This is a genomic window from Nocardiopsis listeri, assembly GCF_020741345.1.
Classification (GTDB): Bacteria; Actinomycetota; Actinomycetes; order Streptosporangiales; family Streptosporangiaceae; genus Nocardiopsis; species Nocardiopsis listeri_A.
Genome location: NZ_DYZD01000053.1, coordinates 36,323 through 52,205, shown reverse-complemented (window position 1 = coordinate 52,205; position 15,883 = coordinate 36,323). Strand labels below are relative to the sequence as shown.

The 15,883-nt window shown below is 69.8% G+C and carries 13 protein-coding genes and 1 pseudogene; 5 read left to right on the top strand and 9 right to left on the bottom strand.

The annotated features are described in order from the left end of the window. Positions 1 to 78: 78 nt before the first annotated feature. Positions 79 to 1,902 (bottom strand): choline/carnitine O-acyltransferase, encoded by a 1,824-nt coding sequence (locus K8V84_RS03230; RefSeq protein ID WP_304070136.1) that lies wholly within the window; start codon positions 1,900 to 1,902, stop codon positions 79 to 81. A gap of 581 nt (positions 1,903 to 2,483) precedes the next feature. Between K8V84_RS03230 and K8V84_RS03225 the strand changes: the two genes are divergently transcribed. Continuing rightward, positions 2,484 to 3,221: an SDR family oxidoreductase gene (locus K8V84_RS03225; protein WP_304070133.1), complete on the top strand. Its 738-nt coding sequence runs from the start codon at positions 2,484 to 2,486 to the stop codon at positions 3,219 to 3,221. Positions 3,222 to 3,461: 240 nt separating this feature from the next. Beyond that, the gene (locus K8V84_RS03220; RefSeq protein WP_304070130.1) at positions 3,462 to 4,847 is read left to right on the top strand and encodes a hypothetical protein; all 1,386 of its coding nucleotides are present in this window, start codon (positions 3,462 to 3,464) and stop codon (positions 4,845 to 4,847) included. 52 nt (positions 4,848 to 4,899) lie between these two features. Here K8V84_RS03220 and K8V84_RS03215 read toward each other — a convergent pair whose 3' ends face one another. Continuing rightward, positions 4,900 to 6,720: a hypothetical protein gene (locus tag K8V84_RS03215; protein ID WP_304070128.1), complete on the bottom strand. Its 1,821-nt coding sequence runs from the start codon at positions 6,718 to 6,720 to the stop codon at positions 4,900 to 4,902. A gap of 247 nt (positions 6,721 to 6,967) precedes the next feature. Between K8V84_RS03215 and K8V84_RS03210 the strand changes: the two genes are divergently transcribed. Continuing rightward, the gene (locus K8V84_RS03210) at positions 6,968 to 8,320 is read left to right on the top strand and encodes a hypothetical protein (RefSeq protein ID WP_304070125.1); all 1,353 of its coding nucleotides are present in this window, start codon (positions 6,968 to 6,970) and stop codon (positions 8,318 to 8,320) included. Between the two features lie 5 nt (positions 8,321 to 8,325). Here K8V84_RS03210 and K8V84_RS03205 read toward each other — a convergent pair whose 3' ends face one another. Next, entirely contained in the window at positions 8,326 to 9,276 is a 951-nt protein-coding gene (locus K8V84_RS03205) for a hypothetical protein (protein WP_304070123.1), read from the bottom strand. A gap of 118 nt (positions 9,277 to 9,394) precedes the next feature. Beyond that, positions 9,395 to 9,832 carry a YchJ family protein gene (locus K8V84_RS03200; protein ID WP_304070120.1) on the bottom strand — a complete coding sequence of 146 codons (438 nt, stop codon included), beginning with the start codon at positions 9,830 to 9,832 and terminating at the stop codon, positions 9,395 to 9,397. Positions 9,833 to 10,262: 430 nt separating this feature from the next. On the opposite strand from K8V84_RS03200, the gene K8V84_RS03195 reads away from it, so the two are divergent. Further along, the gene (locus K8V84_RS03195; RefSeq protein ID WP_304070118.1) at positions 10,263 to 12,326 is read left to right on the top strand and encodes an N-6 DNA methylase; all 2,064 of its coding nucleotides are present in this window, start codon (positions 10,263 to 10,265) and stop codon (positions 12,324 to 12,326) included. A gap of 74 nt (positions 12,327 to 12,400) precedes the next feature. Here K8V84_RS03195 and K8V84_RS03190 read toward each other — a convergent pair whose 3' ends face one another. The 5 genes and pseudogenes from K8V84_RS03190 to K8V84_RS03170 all read right to left on the bottom strand — a co-directional run bounded on the left by K8V84_RS03190 (position 12,401) and on the right by K8V84_RS03170 (position 14,517). Then, positions 12,401 to 12,973: a DUF4352 domain-containing protein gene (locus K8V84_RS03190; protein ID WP_304070115.1), complete on the bottom strand. Its 573-nt coding sequence runs from the start codon at positions 12,971 to 12,973 to the stop codon at positions 12,401 to 12,403. A 288-nt stretch (positions 12,974 to 13,261) separates the two neighbouring features. After that, positions 13,262 to 13,501 carry a hypothetical protein gene (locus K8V84_RS03185; protein ID WP_304070206.1) on the bottom strand — a complete coding sequence of 80 codons (240 nt, stop codon included), beginning with the start codon at positions 13,499 to 13,501 and terminating at the stop codon, positions 13,262 to 13,264. Between the two features lie 6 nt (positions 13,502 to 13,507). Continuing rightward, positions 13,508 to 13,561, bottom strand: a pseudogene (locus tag K8V84_RS03180) (hypothetical protein); the annotation flags it as partial. A gap of 2 nt (positions 13,562 to 13,563) precedes the next feature. Continuing rightward, on the bottom strand, positions 13,564 to 14,055 hold the full coding sequence (locus tag K8V84_RS03175; protein ID WP_304070113.1) for an SDR family NAD(P)-dependent oxidoreductase: 492 nt from the start codon (positions 14,053 to 14,055) through the stop codon (positions 13,564 to 13,566). 66 nt (positions 14,056 to 14,121) lie between these two features. Next, positions 14,122 to 14,517: a Fur family transcriptional regulator gene (locus K8V84_RS03170; protein WP_304070110.1), complete on the bottom strand. Its 396-nt coding sequence runs from the start codon at positions 14,515 to 14,517 to the stop codon at positions 14,122 to 14,124. 262 nt (positions 14,518 to 14,779) lie between these two features. Between K8V84_RS03170 and K8V84_RS03165 the strand changes: the two genes are divergently transcribed. Beyond that, a complete protein-coding gene (locus K8V84_RS03165) occupies positions 14,780 to 15,883 on the top strand; it encodes a GTP-binding protein (RefSeq protein WP_304070108.1) in 1,104 nt (367 codons plus the stop codon).

Sequence of the window (15,883 nt, the reverse complement as noted above, 5' to 3'; positions counted from 1 at the left end):
TGGGTGCACGTCCCGCCGTTCGGTGCCCCGAAGCCCACGCTCCGGGACACCGGACGGCGAATACCACGGGGCGAAGGGTCAGCCGCGGGCTGTGCTCATGGTCGACGCGTCGGCCAACAGATCCGCCAGTTCCTCGAAGGCACCACTCAGCTCTTGAACGAAGCGCTCCTGTACATCGGCCAGGCTTCGCGGGGCGTGCAGGTGGAGGTCGATCCGATCCGGCAACAGGATGTACCCGATGCCGATGCAGTCGGGGCCGGTCGAGCCGAATCCCCACAGGTGCACCGGCCGGCAGGGCACCGAACTGGTGGACAGGTGGTCCGAGCGCATGATCCGCCAGCCCGGGCTGTCGTACAGGGCCATCGGCGTCTCGGCTCCGAGCTCGGCGCCACGGTCCCTACGGATGAGTTCGAGGGTCCACAGGTGCCGCTCGGGCCCTTCACCGACCTGGCAGCCCTTGGCCCGTGCCGCGTGTTCCCGGGCGGCGGCTCGCGCGGCGGCCTCTCGGGCGTCCGCGGCCGTACCCGGGTCCTCCATCGCCTCGACGAAGGCGACCGACTCGGGGGTGATCACACGCATCGTCTCGGTGCGGCCGTAGTGGTACTGCCGGCTGGAGATCGACTCGTAGGTGGCGCCCAATCGTCCCTTGGCGCGTTTGTGGGCGAGCTGGAAGGCCAGTTGGATGAAGGCGTCGGGCGAGACACCGAGTGCCTTGGCGCGTTCGCTGTTGAACTCGCGGCTGCTGAACGTGGCGTTGACGCCCTGGGCCGCGTAGTCGGCGAAGGCCTCACCGGACTCGCGGATGTCGGTGCGCAGGGCCTCGTCGAGGACGAACTCCACCGGCGCGAACGCGGGCACACGAGCGCTTTCGGTGCCGGTACGCGCAGGCGCCGAGAAGGCGTCGACCGCGTTGAGGAAGGAGGCGGCCGTGGTGCCGTCCAGTGTGCTGTGCTCGCAGTTGAGACCGGCTCTGCCGTCGGGGAAGACGACGAAGCCGAGGACCTTGTCGAACCAGCGGTTCGCGCTGTCTCCGTGCAGGAGACGCTCGGCCGCCGCCCGGTCGTCGGCGGGGGTGTCCGCCTCCAGGGTCAGGCACAGCAGCGCGGTCTCCACGGTGTCCAGCGCCGCGGAGTTGGCGGGGTCGATTTCGAGCAGGGCGCGCCTGCTTCGCGCCCACTCGGTCCGCCCCTTGGTGGTCAGGTGACCGACCGACCGGCCGGGGGCGGCCTGTTCGGAGACGGCCGCGAGCAGCTCACGCAACCCGGCGGTCAGCTCGTCGGGGGTGTAGGGACGGTCATCGGGGTCGAGCACGTCGAAGGCGAACACGTGCCCGCGGGAGAACACGACGATGTGCCTTGCCCGCGAGGGCCCGGGGTGTTCAGGGCTGTAGGGGGTGCGAACGGTGTCCATCGTCTCGCCGGGGATCCGGGTCGTGCCGAAGAGGCGTTTGAGCTGTTCCATCGATTGGGGTCGCCCGCGCGGCGCCTCCGGGGGTACCTCTTCGGCGTCGACGCGCCGTTTGAAGTCCACGGCGGCGGCCAGCAGGTCCGCCGCGCGTTCGCACTGGTCGCCTTCACGGTCGGCGAGCAGGAAGAAGTAGTTCACGTCCAGTGCCACCCGCCCCCGGGCACCGAGGTACTGGCTCGGCCAGTAGTCGTCCAGCCAGGACTGTGAGTCCTCGCTCGCGTCGACGCGTTCCAGCTCGGACTGCAGTGCCCAGGCAGGGCTCTCCGGCCTCAGGAACTCCTCCACCGCGGTCTCTGTGGCGGTGAACTGCGCGCTGTCCAGCAAGGGTTCGCACCAGCGCAGGAACCTCTGCGCACTGTCACGGAGCGCCGGCAGCGGCAGCCGGGGAAGGTCGTCGTCATAGGCGAAGGTGCCTGGCCGATGGGGGTCTGTCATGGGGGTTCTCGCTTTCGTTCTTCGACGGTGACGGCCGAGCGTGCGCGGAGATTCCGTGGGTCGTCGGGGCGGGGCCTCTTGCGTGATCGGCCGCGGGCCCTGCCGAATGTGCTCGGTGTCTCGGGGTGTGCGGCGCTGAGAGGCGCCCGCCCGATCGGGTGTCACCGGTCGACCTCGGTGCTCCGGGCGGGGGTGATCGTGTCGTGCGTGCCCGAGCCGTCGGTCCAAGGGGACGGCGCCGTGGGTGGGGTGCCCATCGGCGGTCGGAGGTTCGGGGAGGTGTTGGGGGTGGTGCTCGGCGATTTTGGGGTCGGGCGCCGGTGGTCGAACGTTCCACTCGTGCATGCGTCGCCGTTCACCTTGTCGCCTCCCCGGAAGATGGGATCAGCCATTGTGATCGCGGCGCGAGTCTACTGTCCGGTAACCGCGGCGTTGCAGGCGGGATCACCTACGAGAACGGGGCTTCGAGCAGTGCACCCGCCGCACCCCGCGACTTGGTTTCCCGGCTTCGGTTTCGGAACCGTCGCTCTTTCGAGGTGGGTAGCCTCGGTGCTCCGTCGTCTTCGTCGAAGGGTCCGTTCATGAGTCGTCACGTCCTGGTCACCGGTGCCGCGCGGGGCATCGGCCGCGCGATCGCCATCGCCTTCGCCGAAGCGGGCGACCGGGTCGCCGTGCACTATGGCTCCAGTCGGGAGGAGGCCGAGGAGACCCTCCGCGCGCTGCCCGGCGACGGGCACCTGCTGGTCGGAGCCGACCTGAGCCAGCCGACCGCCGCGGCCGAACTGGTCGAGACCGCTCTGGAACGGCTCGGTGGGCTGGACGTCCTGGTCAACAACGCGGCCGTGAACCTGCCCCACCCGATCGCCGACACCCCCTTCGAGGAGTGGGTGAAGGTGTGGCGCCAGACCCTGGACGTCAACGTTTTGGGGGCGGCCCACGTCGCTCACCGGGCCGCCCGGCACATGATCGACCAGGGGGTGCGCGGACGCATCGTCAACATCGGGTCGCGGGGCGCGTTCAAGGGGGAACCGGAACACCCGGCCTACGGTGCGAGCAAGGCCGCCCTGCACTCGATGGGCCAGTCCCTGGCCGTGGCACTGGCTCCGCACGGGATCGGGGTGGCGTCCGTCGCGCCGGGCTTCGTCGCGACCGAACGGGTGGCGCACCGGGTCACCGACCAGGTGCGCGCGCAGAGCCCCTTCGGTCGGGTGGCCGCCCCTGAGGAGGTCGCCGCGGCCGTGCTTTTCCTGGCCTCCCCCGAGGCGGAGTGGGCCTCGGGCACCGTCCTGGACCTGAACGGGGCCTCGTACCTGCGCTGATCCGCCCCGTGGGTTCGTCTCCGGAGGTGGCCCGCGCGGGCCCCGACGTGAGGCGCCCGAAGGTCGATCATCGGCCGCCTGTTCCAAGGGGACACGGCGTAGAGCCCGACGCACCATGCCCGAAACCCCGTTTCTCTCGGTTTCGTCGCCACGATGTCGGCGAAACCACCACACGGACATGTCGAGTCGCTGTACAAGGGAGAGAAAGGGAGTTCGAGACACCAGGACTCGGGGGCAGGAATGTCATCGCACCACTCGGACGCGTCGGCCCACCATCGCTTCGCCGCCCGACCGGTGTCCCTGCGACCGTCCCGGGAACTGGCCCGGTCCGCCTTGGCGACCCCGCTGTTGGGCGACGCCCTGGATCTGGCCCGCTGGTGCGGCCCCATCACCCACGTCGACGCGGACGGCCTGCCGGGGTTGGACGACACCCGCGAGGCGATCCGCAGGTTCGGGCTCTGGCCCCACCACCTGTGCCGGGACCCGCACCGCCGTGACGAGTGGCTGCGGCGGATCGGCTCCCCGGAACAGGCTCACCGTTTCATCCGCTCCTGGCGCGCAGCCCTGAGGCTGGGGTTGGTCCAGTGCGAAACGGGCCAGGCACGGCCCGCCCGGGATCTGGACCGCCGGGTGCGCTCCCCCGAAGAGGTCCTGCGTTGGTGGATGCTCGGTTTCGGCGAGTGCGTGGAGCGTTCGCTGCGGGAGGTCGCCGGCATCTCACCGGACACCGCCCTGAGCCGGCTGTACGAGTCCCCCGACGGGGCTCGTGTCCCACTGCGCATGCTGACCCAGGAGGTCGTGACCGCCCAGGAGGAGAGCCACCTGCCGACGGCCTGCCCGGGACACAGCACCGGCAGGCTCGCTCGCGGAGCTTGGGAACTGTGCGACTCCGGCGCCGTCGAGGTCGGACACAGCGCTCCCAGGGCGCCCAAGGACGTTCCCCGCGACCACCGGACCGACCCGCTCTGGGTGGAACTCAGCGACCTGGGCCGGTACGGGATACGGCAGATCCTGCTGTCGCGTGGCCGACGGGCTCCTCTGCTCGATGAGTTCGTTCGGCTCGACGCGGGCGCCTTCCTGGACGCGTTGGCCACGTTCTCCCCCGACGGTCAGCTCATCGGACTCACCTCGTGGTCGGACGCCCGCGCGCCCGAGGAGACCCTGAGGGAGATCATCGCGGTCTGTGCCGGGCCGGGCAGGGCTCTGCGTCGTTGGAACGCGGCTTTGGTCCTGGGCCTGATCAGTTCACGTATCGGTCAGCGCCTGCGTCGGTTGTTGGCCGAACCCGATCCCACGGTGGCGGGTCTGGCGTCGGTGGTGTTGTTGTCCTCGCACATGCTCCCGCAGCAGGAGCGCGAGTCGTTGAGCGCCCGGTTCGGGCACTGGACCGCCATCGACGTGTTCGCCGCGGCCACCGCCCTGGGCGAGTCCGGGATGCGGTCCTTCCTGGTATCGGAGGCCGCCGAGGGTATCGACCGGCACTTGTTCGACGACGTCGACCGGCTCTGGGATCCGGAGCACCCCGATACCCGTGAGGTCCTGCGGATTCTGGGCAGTCACCATCCCGACCCGGAGGTGGCGGCACGGGCCAGGGCCGCTCGGGCCCGCGCCCCGCACCCGCCCTGACCCAAGACTCGACCGATGTCGCCGGTGACCGGTACCGGGCCCGAGCGCGGGGTCAGGGGATCCAGGGCCGCCCGAACAGTTCCCGTGCCCACCGGGTCAGTTCTCGGTGGCGGGCGTGTTCCGGACCGACCAGGTCCAGGGCTCCGCCCCAGCTTTCTCCCGGGTCCGGCGTTCCCAGGCCGAGGGTCTCCCGAACCGCCGCCAGGACCCCCTCCCCCGGCTCGTCCTCGATCCGTGGGGCGGAGCGGATCCGTTGGGAGAGCGCGCGTCCCACACGGCTGGCGGCGCCGGCGCACACCACTCCCAGGAGCTCGGCCTCACGGAAGGCGCGCAGCACCCGAAACTCATGTTCGGGGTCCACGGCGGTCAACGGCTGGTACCAGTGGGCGGCGGAGAGCAGCCACTCGGTTCCCGTGGCCTTCTTGTTCTCCTCGGCCAGTTCCCGTGTGGCCCGCGCGCCGTCGATGCACAGGGTGATTCCGCTCGGCACGTGCGTCAGCGCGCACACCACGGCCCATCTGCTGCGGGCGTCGGCGCCCTCTTCCACGGCCCCGGAGGCCACGGGTTCGTCGTCGGTGGGCCACCACAGGCCGTCCTCCGCGCGACGGGCCCAGCCCTCCAGGAGCGCCACCAGGCGCATCTCCGGAGCGGCGGCCGACCATGCTCCGGCCTGGTCGGAGAGGGTGATGTGACCGTTCTCGGCGATCAACAGCCCGGTCCGCGCTCCCACCTCCAGCCAGGTCCTGGCCAGGTCCTCGTTGCCGCCCGCCGCCTTGGTGAGCCTGCGTCGCGACGGCACCGCGAGGCGACCGTCACGACGCAGCCTCCCGGGGTGTTCGGTGAGCGTGGCCACCAGTCGGGTGTCCGCCCCCGCCAGGAAGGTGAGCGCCTCCCGGGAGATCTCCTCCACCGCACCGGGTCCACGTCCCGGCGGCATCCCCTCGACCGGGGGTCCCGTGACCTGTTGCGGGGCCGGATCGAACCGGTGTGGGAAGAAGCGCCGGATCGTCAGGGCCACTTCGCGCGCGACCTCGAAGATGCGGGCGTCGTCGGTCTCGTACCCGGTCGGCAACAGCAGCCCGTGCTCCAGCAGCCAGTCCCGTTCGTCGTCGCCCGTTCCGTCCACCGGTAGGTCCACGCCCCTCGCCAGGTGGGTCGAGGTGATCTCCACCTGCTCGGAGAAGAAGGTCATCTGCAGGATCCGGTGCCCCACCCCGTGCGGCGCACCGCGTACCAGGGACACCACCTTTCGTTCGTCGGTGAGCGCACCCTGCAACGTCTTCCTCAGTTCCCACCGGTCCCCGGTGGGGTCGAGCCCCAACGCCAAGGCCATCCGACGCAAGGTCGCCAGGCCGTATCCGTCCAGGGCCTCCTCGACCGACCAGGGGAAGCCTCGCATGCCGAATTGGTACCCGGCGTCGTCGGGTAGGTGGTAGCCGCCGTCGCCGTCCGGCCACAGGACCGCCAGGGCCAGGAGGTCGGACACGTATTCCTCCGCACGCATCCTGGCCGGCCCGGGGCGGTCGGCGCCCACCTTGGCCAGCAGGGCCTCGTGATCGACCGGCCCCAGCAGGAAGGGGTCCTGGGCGAGGGATCGACGTCTGCGCGGCCATCCGCCCTCCGGCCCGCCCGGAAGCAGCTCTTGGGCGTTCTCGGCGACCGCGACCACCGCGCGCAGGAGCTGGTGGTGGGGCAGGGGCAGACGTTCGAAGACCGTGGGCCGAAAGGCCAGGATCATGATCAGGTCGAGCAGGGTGTCGGGGGTGGCCGTCCGGTAGCGGACGGCCCCGTCGGGGATGGTGGACAGGATGTCCGCGACCCGTTCCGGCGGCATGGTGCGAAGGTGGGCGTCCAACGCGGCGAGTCGGTCCATGGTCTCAACCTTAGGGTTCGCCGCCCCCACGCGCACCGGTGATTTCCCGGCCTGTGGACGGCCCGGTCACGGGTACCCCGGCTCCCGGCTTCGTACCGATCTGTGGGAAACCACCCCACCGGACCGGCGTGGAACGGTAGTAAGGGGTCACCCTCGCTCACACTCACACCCGATGCTGGAAACGGGGCCGGACATGCCCTCTCACGAACCGTCACGGCCGGGACGACCTTCCCTGTCGGCCAGGCCCGTGTCGCTACCACCGACCGACGTCCTGGCCCGCGTGGCGTTGGACTCCCCTTTGCTGTGCGACGCCCTGAGTCTCGCCCGCTGGAGCGCCCCTTCGATCCCGGTCACCTCCGGTGGGGTCCCCGGCATCGATGACGCCCGGGCGGCGATCTCCCGTTTCTCTCTGTGGCCGCACGACCTTCCGGGTCACCTGGACCAACGGGTGAGCTGGCTCGGCGCCCTGCATTCGGTCGCCGATGTCGCCCACTTCGTGGTGCCCTGGTCCGCCGCGTTGCGTCTGGGGCTGGTCCGCATAGACGATTCCCTGGCCCGCCCCGACCCCGACCTGGAACGTCGGGTGCGCGACCCCGAACAGGTCTTGGAGTGGTGGTTCCACGAGTTCGAACACACCATCGCGCACGCACGCGGAGACCTGTCCCGTCCTCACGATCCCGTGCCCGGCACCACCGGCCCGGACCTGCTTCCGGAGGTGTTGCGGTTCCTGTACGAGGCCCCCGACGGGCACCGGCCCGATCTGGACACCCTGGCGCTGGAGGCCTTGTCCGGACCGGTCCCTCGCACCGCATCCGCCGAGACGCCCCACACCACCGATCTGCTCCTGAACGTGTTGTGGCAGCTCTCCGACACCGGGGCGGTGGCCCTGGACCACGCTCCCGAGGATAAGAGCGTGGATCGGTGCACCGTGGAGCTCACCGCGCTGGGCCGCCACGGGGTGCGACGGTTACTCCTGGAGGTGGGGATCCACGCCCCCATCGTGGACACCCTCGCCGAGGCGTGCGCCTCCCGGTTCCTGGACGCCCTGGCCGTGCTGCCCTTCGAGGAACGCTCACCGGAGGCCGCGCAGTGGTTGGACCGGCGTGGACCGCAAGAGGCCCTGCGACAGATCACCGAGGTGGTGCGGGGGCCCGGTCTGGCCCTGCGCCGTTGGGTGGCCGCCCAGGTGCTCAACACCACCAGTTCCGAACTCGAACCGCGGCTGCGCGCCCTGTTGACCTCACCGCACAGCACCGAGGCCTGCCTGTCCGCGATGGTGCTGCTCTCCTCCGGCATGCTGGACCAGCGCGGCATCGATCGGCTGTTGGCCGAGTACGGACCGTGGGTGGTGATCGACATGGTGGCCGCCGCGATGTCCCCCGACGGTTCGGGTCTGACCTCCTTTCTGACCGCCGAGGACAGCCCCGACGTGCACCGGTTGTTGTTGGTGGACGCCGATCCGGTCGTGCTCGGGGCGCACCCTGACGCCCTGGCGGTGCTGGAGGCGTTGGCCCGTCACCACCCCGTTCCCGAAGCCGCCGCCCGGTCCTGGGAACTGGCCGATCGGATCCGAGCGTTCGGGCGGCCCACGGAGCGGTGAGGGGATCAGGCCCTCCCCTCGGCCACCGCGCGGGCGATCTGTTCGTTCATCTCCCGGGCGAGCACGTCCGCGTGGTAGGCGATGTGTTCGGGCAGGTGACCTTCCATGGCGGCACGGAACCCGGTGATGTCCGTGGTCGCGTTACGCCCGCTCGGCAAAGGGACGAGCAGTGTGTCGGTGCCGTGGAAGGCGATCCGGGTCCCGTGCCCGGCGAAGGCCCGGCGGAGCGCGGCCATGGCGGCGTCGTCGGGCACCGCCATCAGCCCCTGTCCGCGGGCGTTCTCCGCGGTGAGTCGAGCCATGCCCGCCGCGATGCGGGGCCACCGATCCGTGGTCGCGACCACGGCCCGTTCGAAGGTCTCCACCATGTCGCCGGGTGCGAAGGGTCCGTGCCCGGGGAGGAGGAGGCGCACGCTGGTGGGCGGCAGGTACTCGATCTGTAGGCCCTCCTCCTGGAAGGCCCGGATCAGGACGGTGGCGAAATCGGCGTGGACCGGGCCCAGGTCGAACGTCCGCGCTTGTTCCAGGTGAGCTCGCATCCAGCCGGGGGTCTGCTCCTGGGTGCGGGGGTAGCGGCGCATCTCCTGGGCGTAGGCCAAAGGCGCGAGCCCGTTGGGCAACGCCACCTCGTCGTACTCGTACTCGATCCGGAAGCGTCCGGAGACCTCCACCGAGATCCGCGCTTCGAGCCAGGTGCCCGCTCCCGGCTTTTCGCCCAGGTCCTTCAGTTCCGTGGCCGACGCCCGGACCGGCTCGGGTGGGACGAACTCGCGTACCGTGCCGTCGGTGCTCACCGCGACGAGGTCCTCGTAGGTGAAGCCGCCCACCTGACGCGTCAGGTATATGACGTTCTGCCAGTCCGCGGGCATGATATCGACCAGGCCGCGGGCGATCTCCTGGACGGTCTGCTGCCGCCGGATCATGGGCGGCGTTGCGCCCTGCGGTGATTCGGTCATCGGGGGCTCCGAAGCGTTGAGGGTACCGTGCCCCGCTCTTCCTACCGTGCGCACCCGATTTCTTACACATCGTGCAGGTCGACGGCCTCGTGGGGTGCCGGCCCCCGCGCGTGGGAGGTCAGTCGGCGAGGGCGTCCAGGTAGACCCATGCACCCTCGTGTCGGCGGAAACGGCTGTGCTCACGCAGCTCGCCGTCTCGACCGTCCTCCCGGTAGTGGGCACGGAACTCGACGGTGCCCTCCGCGTGGAAGGGGGTCCCCTCACTCGTTCGCAGGATCTCCAGCCCCGTCCACCGGGTGTCGGGGTCCGACCCCACGTTCCGGGGCCGGGTGGTGGGGTCCCAAGAGCGCAGGAGGTAGTCCTCGTCGCCCACGACGAAGGCGCTGTAGCGCGAACGCATGAGGTCCTCCGCGGTGGCCGCGCGGACCGTACCCGCGTGCAGGCGACCACAACAGGCGCCGTATCGCTCATCCCGGCCGCATGGGCAGGGCGCCTCGGTGGGCAGGGGTCGCGGGGAGGTGGAACGCCGTGAACGGCGGGATCGCTGCTGGGCCATGCCTTCCATTCTGACGTGCCGGGAACACCGCCCGGCCCGATCGAGGGGGATCGGGTCGGGCGGTTCGGTCGGAGGGGTCAGGCTCCGCTGTCGCCCGGGCGGCGCGGTGGAGGTGGCGGCAACCACCGCGGCGGCGGACCGTCGTCGGGGGCAGGGCGCGGTTGAGGGATCGGGAGCGCGTACACGTGGGCGTAGTCCATGTCCATCCCCCCGGGTGATACCCAACCTGACCGGTGGAACGAAACACGCGGGATGTCCGCTTCCGGCACCCGAACATCACCCTTCGACTCTGGCGGGGTGCTGTCTCGCGGCCCTGACACCGAATCTGACCTGTGAAGCGACCCAACCACTCACGTATGGTCGTGTCCGGGTCGAGACCGGAGCACATGTGTATAGTCGGTCCGACCGTCGGCCAGGAAGGGTTGGGATCATGGACAACGTGGAGGTGAGCTCCGCCGACATCGCCCGTATCGCCGGGGTCAAACCGACAGCGGTCAGTAACTGGCGTCGACGCCACGACGATTTCCCCACCCCCGTCGGAGGAACCGATCGCAGCCCCCGCTTCGACCTGGCGGAGGTCGAGGAGTGGCTGTCCACCCACCGCAGTGTGCCGAGCATCGACCCCGACCAGCGGCTGTGGCAGGTGATGGACTCCCTGCGCGGATCCGCTCCCGTGGAGGACCTCCTCGGACTGGTCGGCGCGCTGGCCCTGCACCTGCGCGACCATCCCGACGCTTCTTCCGAGGACCCGGCCGCTTTGGTGGCCACGGCCCTGGACGGTTTCGAGACCCGGTTGCGGGCCTCCGGTTCGGTCTGCCTGGCCGACCACCGGCCCGTCCCGGTCCCCGACACTCTGCTCCCCGCCCTGGTGGAGACGACCGTGCGCGCAGTCGCCGAGAGCGGCCCCGCTCCGGTGATGGAACGCATGAGCCGAAGGGCTGAGCAACGCTCCCCCGCCGGATCGCACAATCTCCCACCGGACCTGGCCGACCTGATGGTCCACCTCTCCGGCGGCGGTGCCCTGACCGACCCCGCCTGTGGCGGGGGCGAGGTCCTGGTGGCCGGGGCCCGAGCCGGGCACGCGCCATTGCGCGGCCAGGACCGTGACCGGGCGACACTGTGGCTGACCGCGCTGCGTCTGGCCTTCGCCGACTCTCTGGACGAACGGGTCGAGCTTCGGGTCGGCGATGCCCTGCGCGAACCGGCGTTCACCTCGGGTCCGGCCGACTCGGTGGTCACCGCTCCCCCGTTCGGTGAACGCAACTGGGGCCTGGAGGACCTGGTCGAGGACACGCGGTGGGTGCACGGGCTACCACCTCGCCTGGAATCCGACCTGGCCTGGGTTCAGCACTCGTTGTCCCAGCTGCGGCCGGGTGGCACCGCCGTACTGTTGATGCCCCCGGCCGCGGCCCAACGTCCTTCCGGACGGCGGATCCGCCGTTCGCTGTTGAGGTCCGGCGCGTTCCGGGCGGTGGTGTCGCTGCCCTCCGGTTTCGCCGCGCACTACGCCGTTCCGCTGCAGCTGTGGGTGCTGCGCCGAACCGACGAGACGACGGCGCCCACCCCTTTGTTGTTGGTGGACACCGAGCCGACCGACCCCGAGGAGATTCAACTCCCCGAGGACGTGATCGACCGGATCCGCGGGCTCTGGGGGGACTTCCACGACTCCCCGGAGAGTTTCGGGGAGGTCCCGGGAACGGCACGGGCCGTGGCACCGGTGGAGCTGCTCGACGAGGAGGTCGACCTCACCCCTCGTCGCCACCTGCCCCCGCCCCGTTCGAGTGCCCGAGACCTCGACCTGTTCTCCCGGCGTCGCGTCGAGATGGAGCGATCACTGCGGTCTTTGCGGTCTCTGCTCCCGGAGGTTCCCGAAACCCTGCCCGAGGCCGCGCCCACCCCGGTCGTCACCCTGGGCGAACTGGCCAAGGCCGGTTCGGTCACCATCAGACGTCACCGTGCCCGTCGCCCCGAGGAGGAGGGGGGCCCACAGGTCCAGGCGCGGGTGCTGACGCCGCAGGACGTGGTGCGCGGGACGCCGGCGACCCGGACCGAACTCGTCGACGCCGATCCCATGCGCAATCCCCCGTTGCGGGAGGGCGATGTGGTCATCCCCGTGGTCACCGAACGGCCCCTGGCCCGGGTGATCACCTCCGAGGACGCCGGGGCCCACCTCCACGGCGGGCTGTACGTGGTGAGCACCAACCCCGCGGCCGTGGACCCCTGGTTCCTGGCGGGTTTCGTCAGCAGCGAGGCCGAGCGCGGACACATCGCCCGGGTGAGCAGCAGCGTGCGCGGGTCCCTGCGACTGGAACCGCAACGGTTCCGCCTGCCCGTGCTGTCCATCCAGGAGCAGCGTTCCCACGGTGAGCGTTTCCGCAGGGTCGAACGGTTCCGTCGGGCGCTACGGGAGCTGCAGGAACTGGGCGCGGAACTGGCCGACCAGGCCGTCGACCTGGCCGTGGAGCTCACCACCGATCGCACGACTCGGCGGTAGATCGACGCCGACGAGGGCCCGACCTCCTTTCCGGGGGGGCGGGCCCTTGTCTTGCTTCAGGGGCGAGGTGGCGCTCAGCCGACGTCGGCGGTGATGGTCACGCCCAGGCCAAGGGCCTCCTCGAACTCGACGGAGGCCGGGGTGAAGGCGCCCTCGGCGGTGACCACGCCCTCGGCACGCTGCCCGGGGTTGAGCGTCACGGTGTCGATCTGGGACTCGGACATGCCCAGGGCGCTGGTCGTGTCCTTCTTGGTGCCGTCGTCGGCGACGATCGCGAAGTACAACGGGTTGACCTCGATGGCATCGTCACCGTTGTTCTCGACGGTGACGTGCACGCTGGTGTAGTCGCCGCCGTCGTGCAGGATGCTCGGCACGAAGTCGGCGACCTCTGCGGTCAGCACGACGGGCTCGTCCTCCTGAGGCTCCTCGGCTGCCTCCTCGACCTCCGCTTCGACCGTTTCCTCGGTCTGCTCGGAGGTCTCCTGTGAGGAACCGGAGCCGTCGACGCCCGACGAGAGAGCGGCCACGCAGCCGCCCATCAGCAAGAGCAGGAGCAGGAACGCCCCGCAACCCAGGCCGAACTTCCTGCCGGTGGACATGCCCTGCTTCGGCGGCTGGGGCTGGAACGGCTGCTGGGGCTGGGTCATGGTGGGCTCCGGGTCTGTGTGGTGGCGACAAGGCCGTGGGGTGTGAACACCGAACCGGGCGGTTCGGCGCGCAGCGGGAGAAGGTCTCCGGAACTCTGAACCAACCCGAAGACACGCACACCATACACGAAGATCTGTGAATACCACCAACCATAAGCAAGGGTTCCATTTCACATCATGGAACCGTCCTCCCTGTCCCGGACCGGGAGTAGGCCGCCCGGGCCTTCGACGTCGACGCCCCGCCTCGTATGGACTGAGGAGGTCGCCCCTGCACGCCCGTAGCCTTGGTCACGTTCGAGGTGAGACGGGCAGGAGTGTCCGGCGCTCCGAGTCCAGGCTGAGGACGCGGTCCGCACGGTCGGCGACGTCCTGATCGTGCGTGACCACGACGACGGCCAGGCCCTCCTCCGCACGCAGGGTGTCCAGGAGGTCCAGGACCTTACGCGCGCTCGCGGCGTCCAGGGCCGAGGACACCTCGTCTGCCAACAGGACCCGCGGACGCGCGGCCAGGGCGCGGGCGATCGCCACACGCCGACGCTGACCGCCGGAGAGTCGACCCGGGAACGCGTGTTCGGTCTCCGCGGGCAGGCCTACGCACCGGGCGAGCCGAGGAACGCGACGGCGTCGGATCCGACGGTGACGATACTGCCGTGCCCTCGGGAGGCCATCCGGGAGGAGACCGCGCGGCAGATGTCGAAGACTCCCAGGGCGTTGACCGCGAAGAGTTCGTGCCACTGCTCGGCCGGGAACTTCGAGGTCGTTCCGTGGTGCAGGACCCCGGCGACGTTGACCACGGCGGTGATCCCGCCGAGGCCCCTCTCCACCTTGGAGACCACCCGCTCCACCATGTCCCCGTCACTGACGTCCGCGCCGTAGTGGATCGCCCGGTGTCCTTCGTGTTCGAGTTCGGCCACCAGTCGTCGTGAGGAGTGCTCGCGACGGTCGACCGCGGCGACGGCGTATCCCTGTGCCTCCATACGCCGAACGACGGCGGCGCCTATACCTCCGGCGGCACCGGTGACCAGCGCCACTCCCTTCTCGGGCCTTTCCGGTTCATCCGGTCTGTCAGGACAAGTGGTCACGGGATTCCTTTCGCGAGTGTTCCGTACCGCCTCCGGGCCCGCCCCGAGCAGGGCTGCGACGCGGTGTCACAGGCAACGCGGACAGACACCGGTCAGTTCGAAGGTGTGGTCGACCTGGTCGAAATCGCTCAGGTTCCGGATCTTCTCCACGACCGCTGCGATTTCGGCGACCTGTGCGACCTCCTCCACCTCCCCACAGACGCGGCAGAAGAGGTGGTAGTGGCGGACAGGTGTTCCACACCGCCGGTACAGACGCTCTCCTTCGGGCGACTGGATCGTGTCCAGCACACCTTCCTGGGACATCCGGTGGACCGTGCGGTAGATGGTGGACAGACTCGGCGGACCCGTGGCTGAGGAGTTCGACCGATCCAGGTCCTTGAGGATCTCCCGACAGCTGCGAAAGCGGGAACTACGGTCCAGGACCCTGAGCACGGCTTCGTCGTACTTGGGTGTGTTGACCATGTCAGTCGACCGCCCGGTGTGGGATCACCAGGGGCAAGGGGCCGACTCGGTGTCGGCATCGCCCTACGTACACGAGGAGGACTCCTGGGGGACACGACTCGAGTAGGTGAAAATGATTATCAGTACCGTAACATGCCCGAGCTCGATTCGCCCGAATCACACCACCCCCGGGCGGCCACACCGAGCACTCCCGAGGCTGTGTAGAGTATGGAAACGATTTTCATTTCCATTCTAGAGAAGGCACCTCGGAGAGGAGCATCCGATGCGCATCGCCCTGGTCACCGGGCTGCACGCGACTGCGCGACGTCAGGCCGTGAACGAGCTGCTGGCCACCGTTCCACGTTCCATCGCCGTGCACCACGACTTGGAGGACATCGGTGACGGAGCGGTACACCGTGTGGTGCGCGACTGCACGGGCCCCGCTGAGAGCGAGCAGGTGAACCTCGACCACGCCTGTGCCTCCTGCACCCTGCGCGAGGACCTCATCCCCTTCCTCCTGCGCACCGCGGACGCCGACCGACACGACCTGTGCGTCGTGGAGTCCTGGGACGGAGTGGAGCCCCGACTGATCTCCGAGAACATCGCCGCGCAGGAGAGGCTGCACCTCGCCACCGTCGCCACCGCCGTCGACATCGCCCACCTGACCGCGGACCTGGGCAGCGACCACGATCTGAGCGACCGCGAACTCCACATCGCCCAGGACGACTCCCGCACGGTGGCCGAAGTCCTCAATCGGCAGGTGGAGTACCCGAACGTGATCGTCCTGCACGGCGCGGGGTCCGACCGTCATGCGCAGACCCTGCTCCAACAGCTCAATCCCGCGGCCGCGATCGTCCGTTCGGGCTCGGACCTCCAGGGGTTCCTCTGCGGACGCTTCGACCCCGAGTCGACCCACACCCGGATCAACCCGGCCTGGGCCCAGTACACCGATCACGCCGAGGAACAGGGCGTGAGTTCGGTGACCTGGTCCAGGACCCGGCCACTGCACCCCGATCGACTCTCCGACGCGTTGGAGGAGATCGTCTCCTTGAGTCTGCGAGGCAGGGGCAGGTTCTGGCTGGCCGGTCAGCCCGACACCCTCCTGGTGTGGGACTCCCACCAGGACCTGCTCATGGTGGAGAACGGTGGCCCCTGGATGGCCGCGCTCCCCGACGCCGCCATGGACCTGGTCTCACCTGCCCGACGTTCCTCCGCCCTCCTGGACTGGGACCCGGTGGTGGGCGACCGCCGCCAGCACCTGTCCTTCACCGGGATCGGTATGGACAGAGGACGCCTGTTGTCCCTGTTGGAGTCATGCCTGGTCACCGACGCCGAAGCCGACCAGGACTTCCAGAACGATCCCTTCGCCGAGTTCTCAAAGAGGTGA

Coding starts and splice junctions, on each gene's coding strand:
- K8V84_RS03230 (WP_304070136.1), bottom strand. CDS start 1,902: ATGACAGACCCCCATCGGCCAGGCACCTTCGCCTATGACGACGACCTT.
- K8V84_RS03225 (WP_304070133.1), top strand. CDS start 2,484: ATGAGTCGTCACGTCCTGGTCACCGGTGCCGCGCGGGGCATCGGCCGC.
- K8V84_RS03220 (WP_304070130.1), top strand. CDS start 3,462: ATGTCATCGCACCACTCGGACGCGTCGGCCCACCATCGCTTCGCCGCC.
- K8V84_RS03215 (WP_304070128.1), bottom strand. CDS start 6,720: ATGGACCGACTCGCCGCGTTGGACGCCCACCTTCGCACCATGCCGCCG.
- K8V84_RS03205 (WP_304070123.1), bottom strand. CDS start 9,276: ATGACCGAATCACCGCAGGGCGCAACGCCGCCCATGATCCGGCGGCAG.
- K8V84_RS03200 (WP_304070120.1), bottom strand. CDS start 9,832: ATGGCCCAGCAGCGATCCCGCCGTTCACGGCGTTCCACCTCCCCGCGA.
- K8V84_RS03195 (WP_304070118.1), top strand. CDS start 10,263: ATGGACAACGTGGAGGTGAGCTCCGCCGACATCGCCCGTATCGCCGGG.
- K8V84_RS03190 (WP_304070115.1), bottom strand. CDS start 12,973: ATGACCCAGCCCCAGCAGCCGTTCCAGCCCCAGCCGCCGAAGCAGGGC.
- K8V84_RS03170 (WP_304070110.1), bottom strand. CDS start 14,517: ATGGTCAACACACCCAAGTACGACGAAGCCGTGCTCAGGGTCCTGGAC.
- K8V84_RS03165 (WP_304070108.1), top strand. CDS start 14,780: ATGCGCATCGCCCTGGTCACCGGGCTGCACGCGACTGCGCGACGTCAG.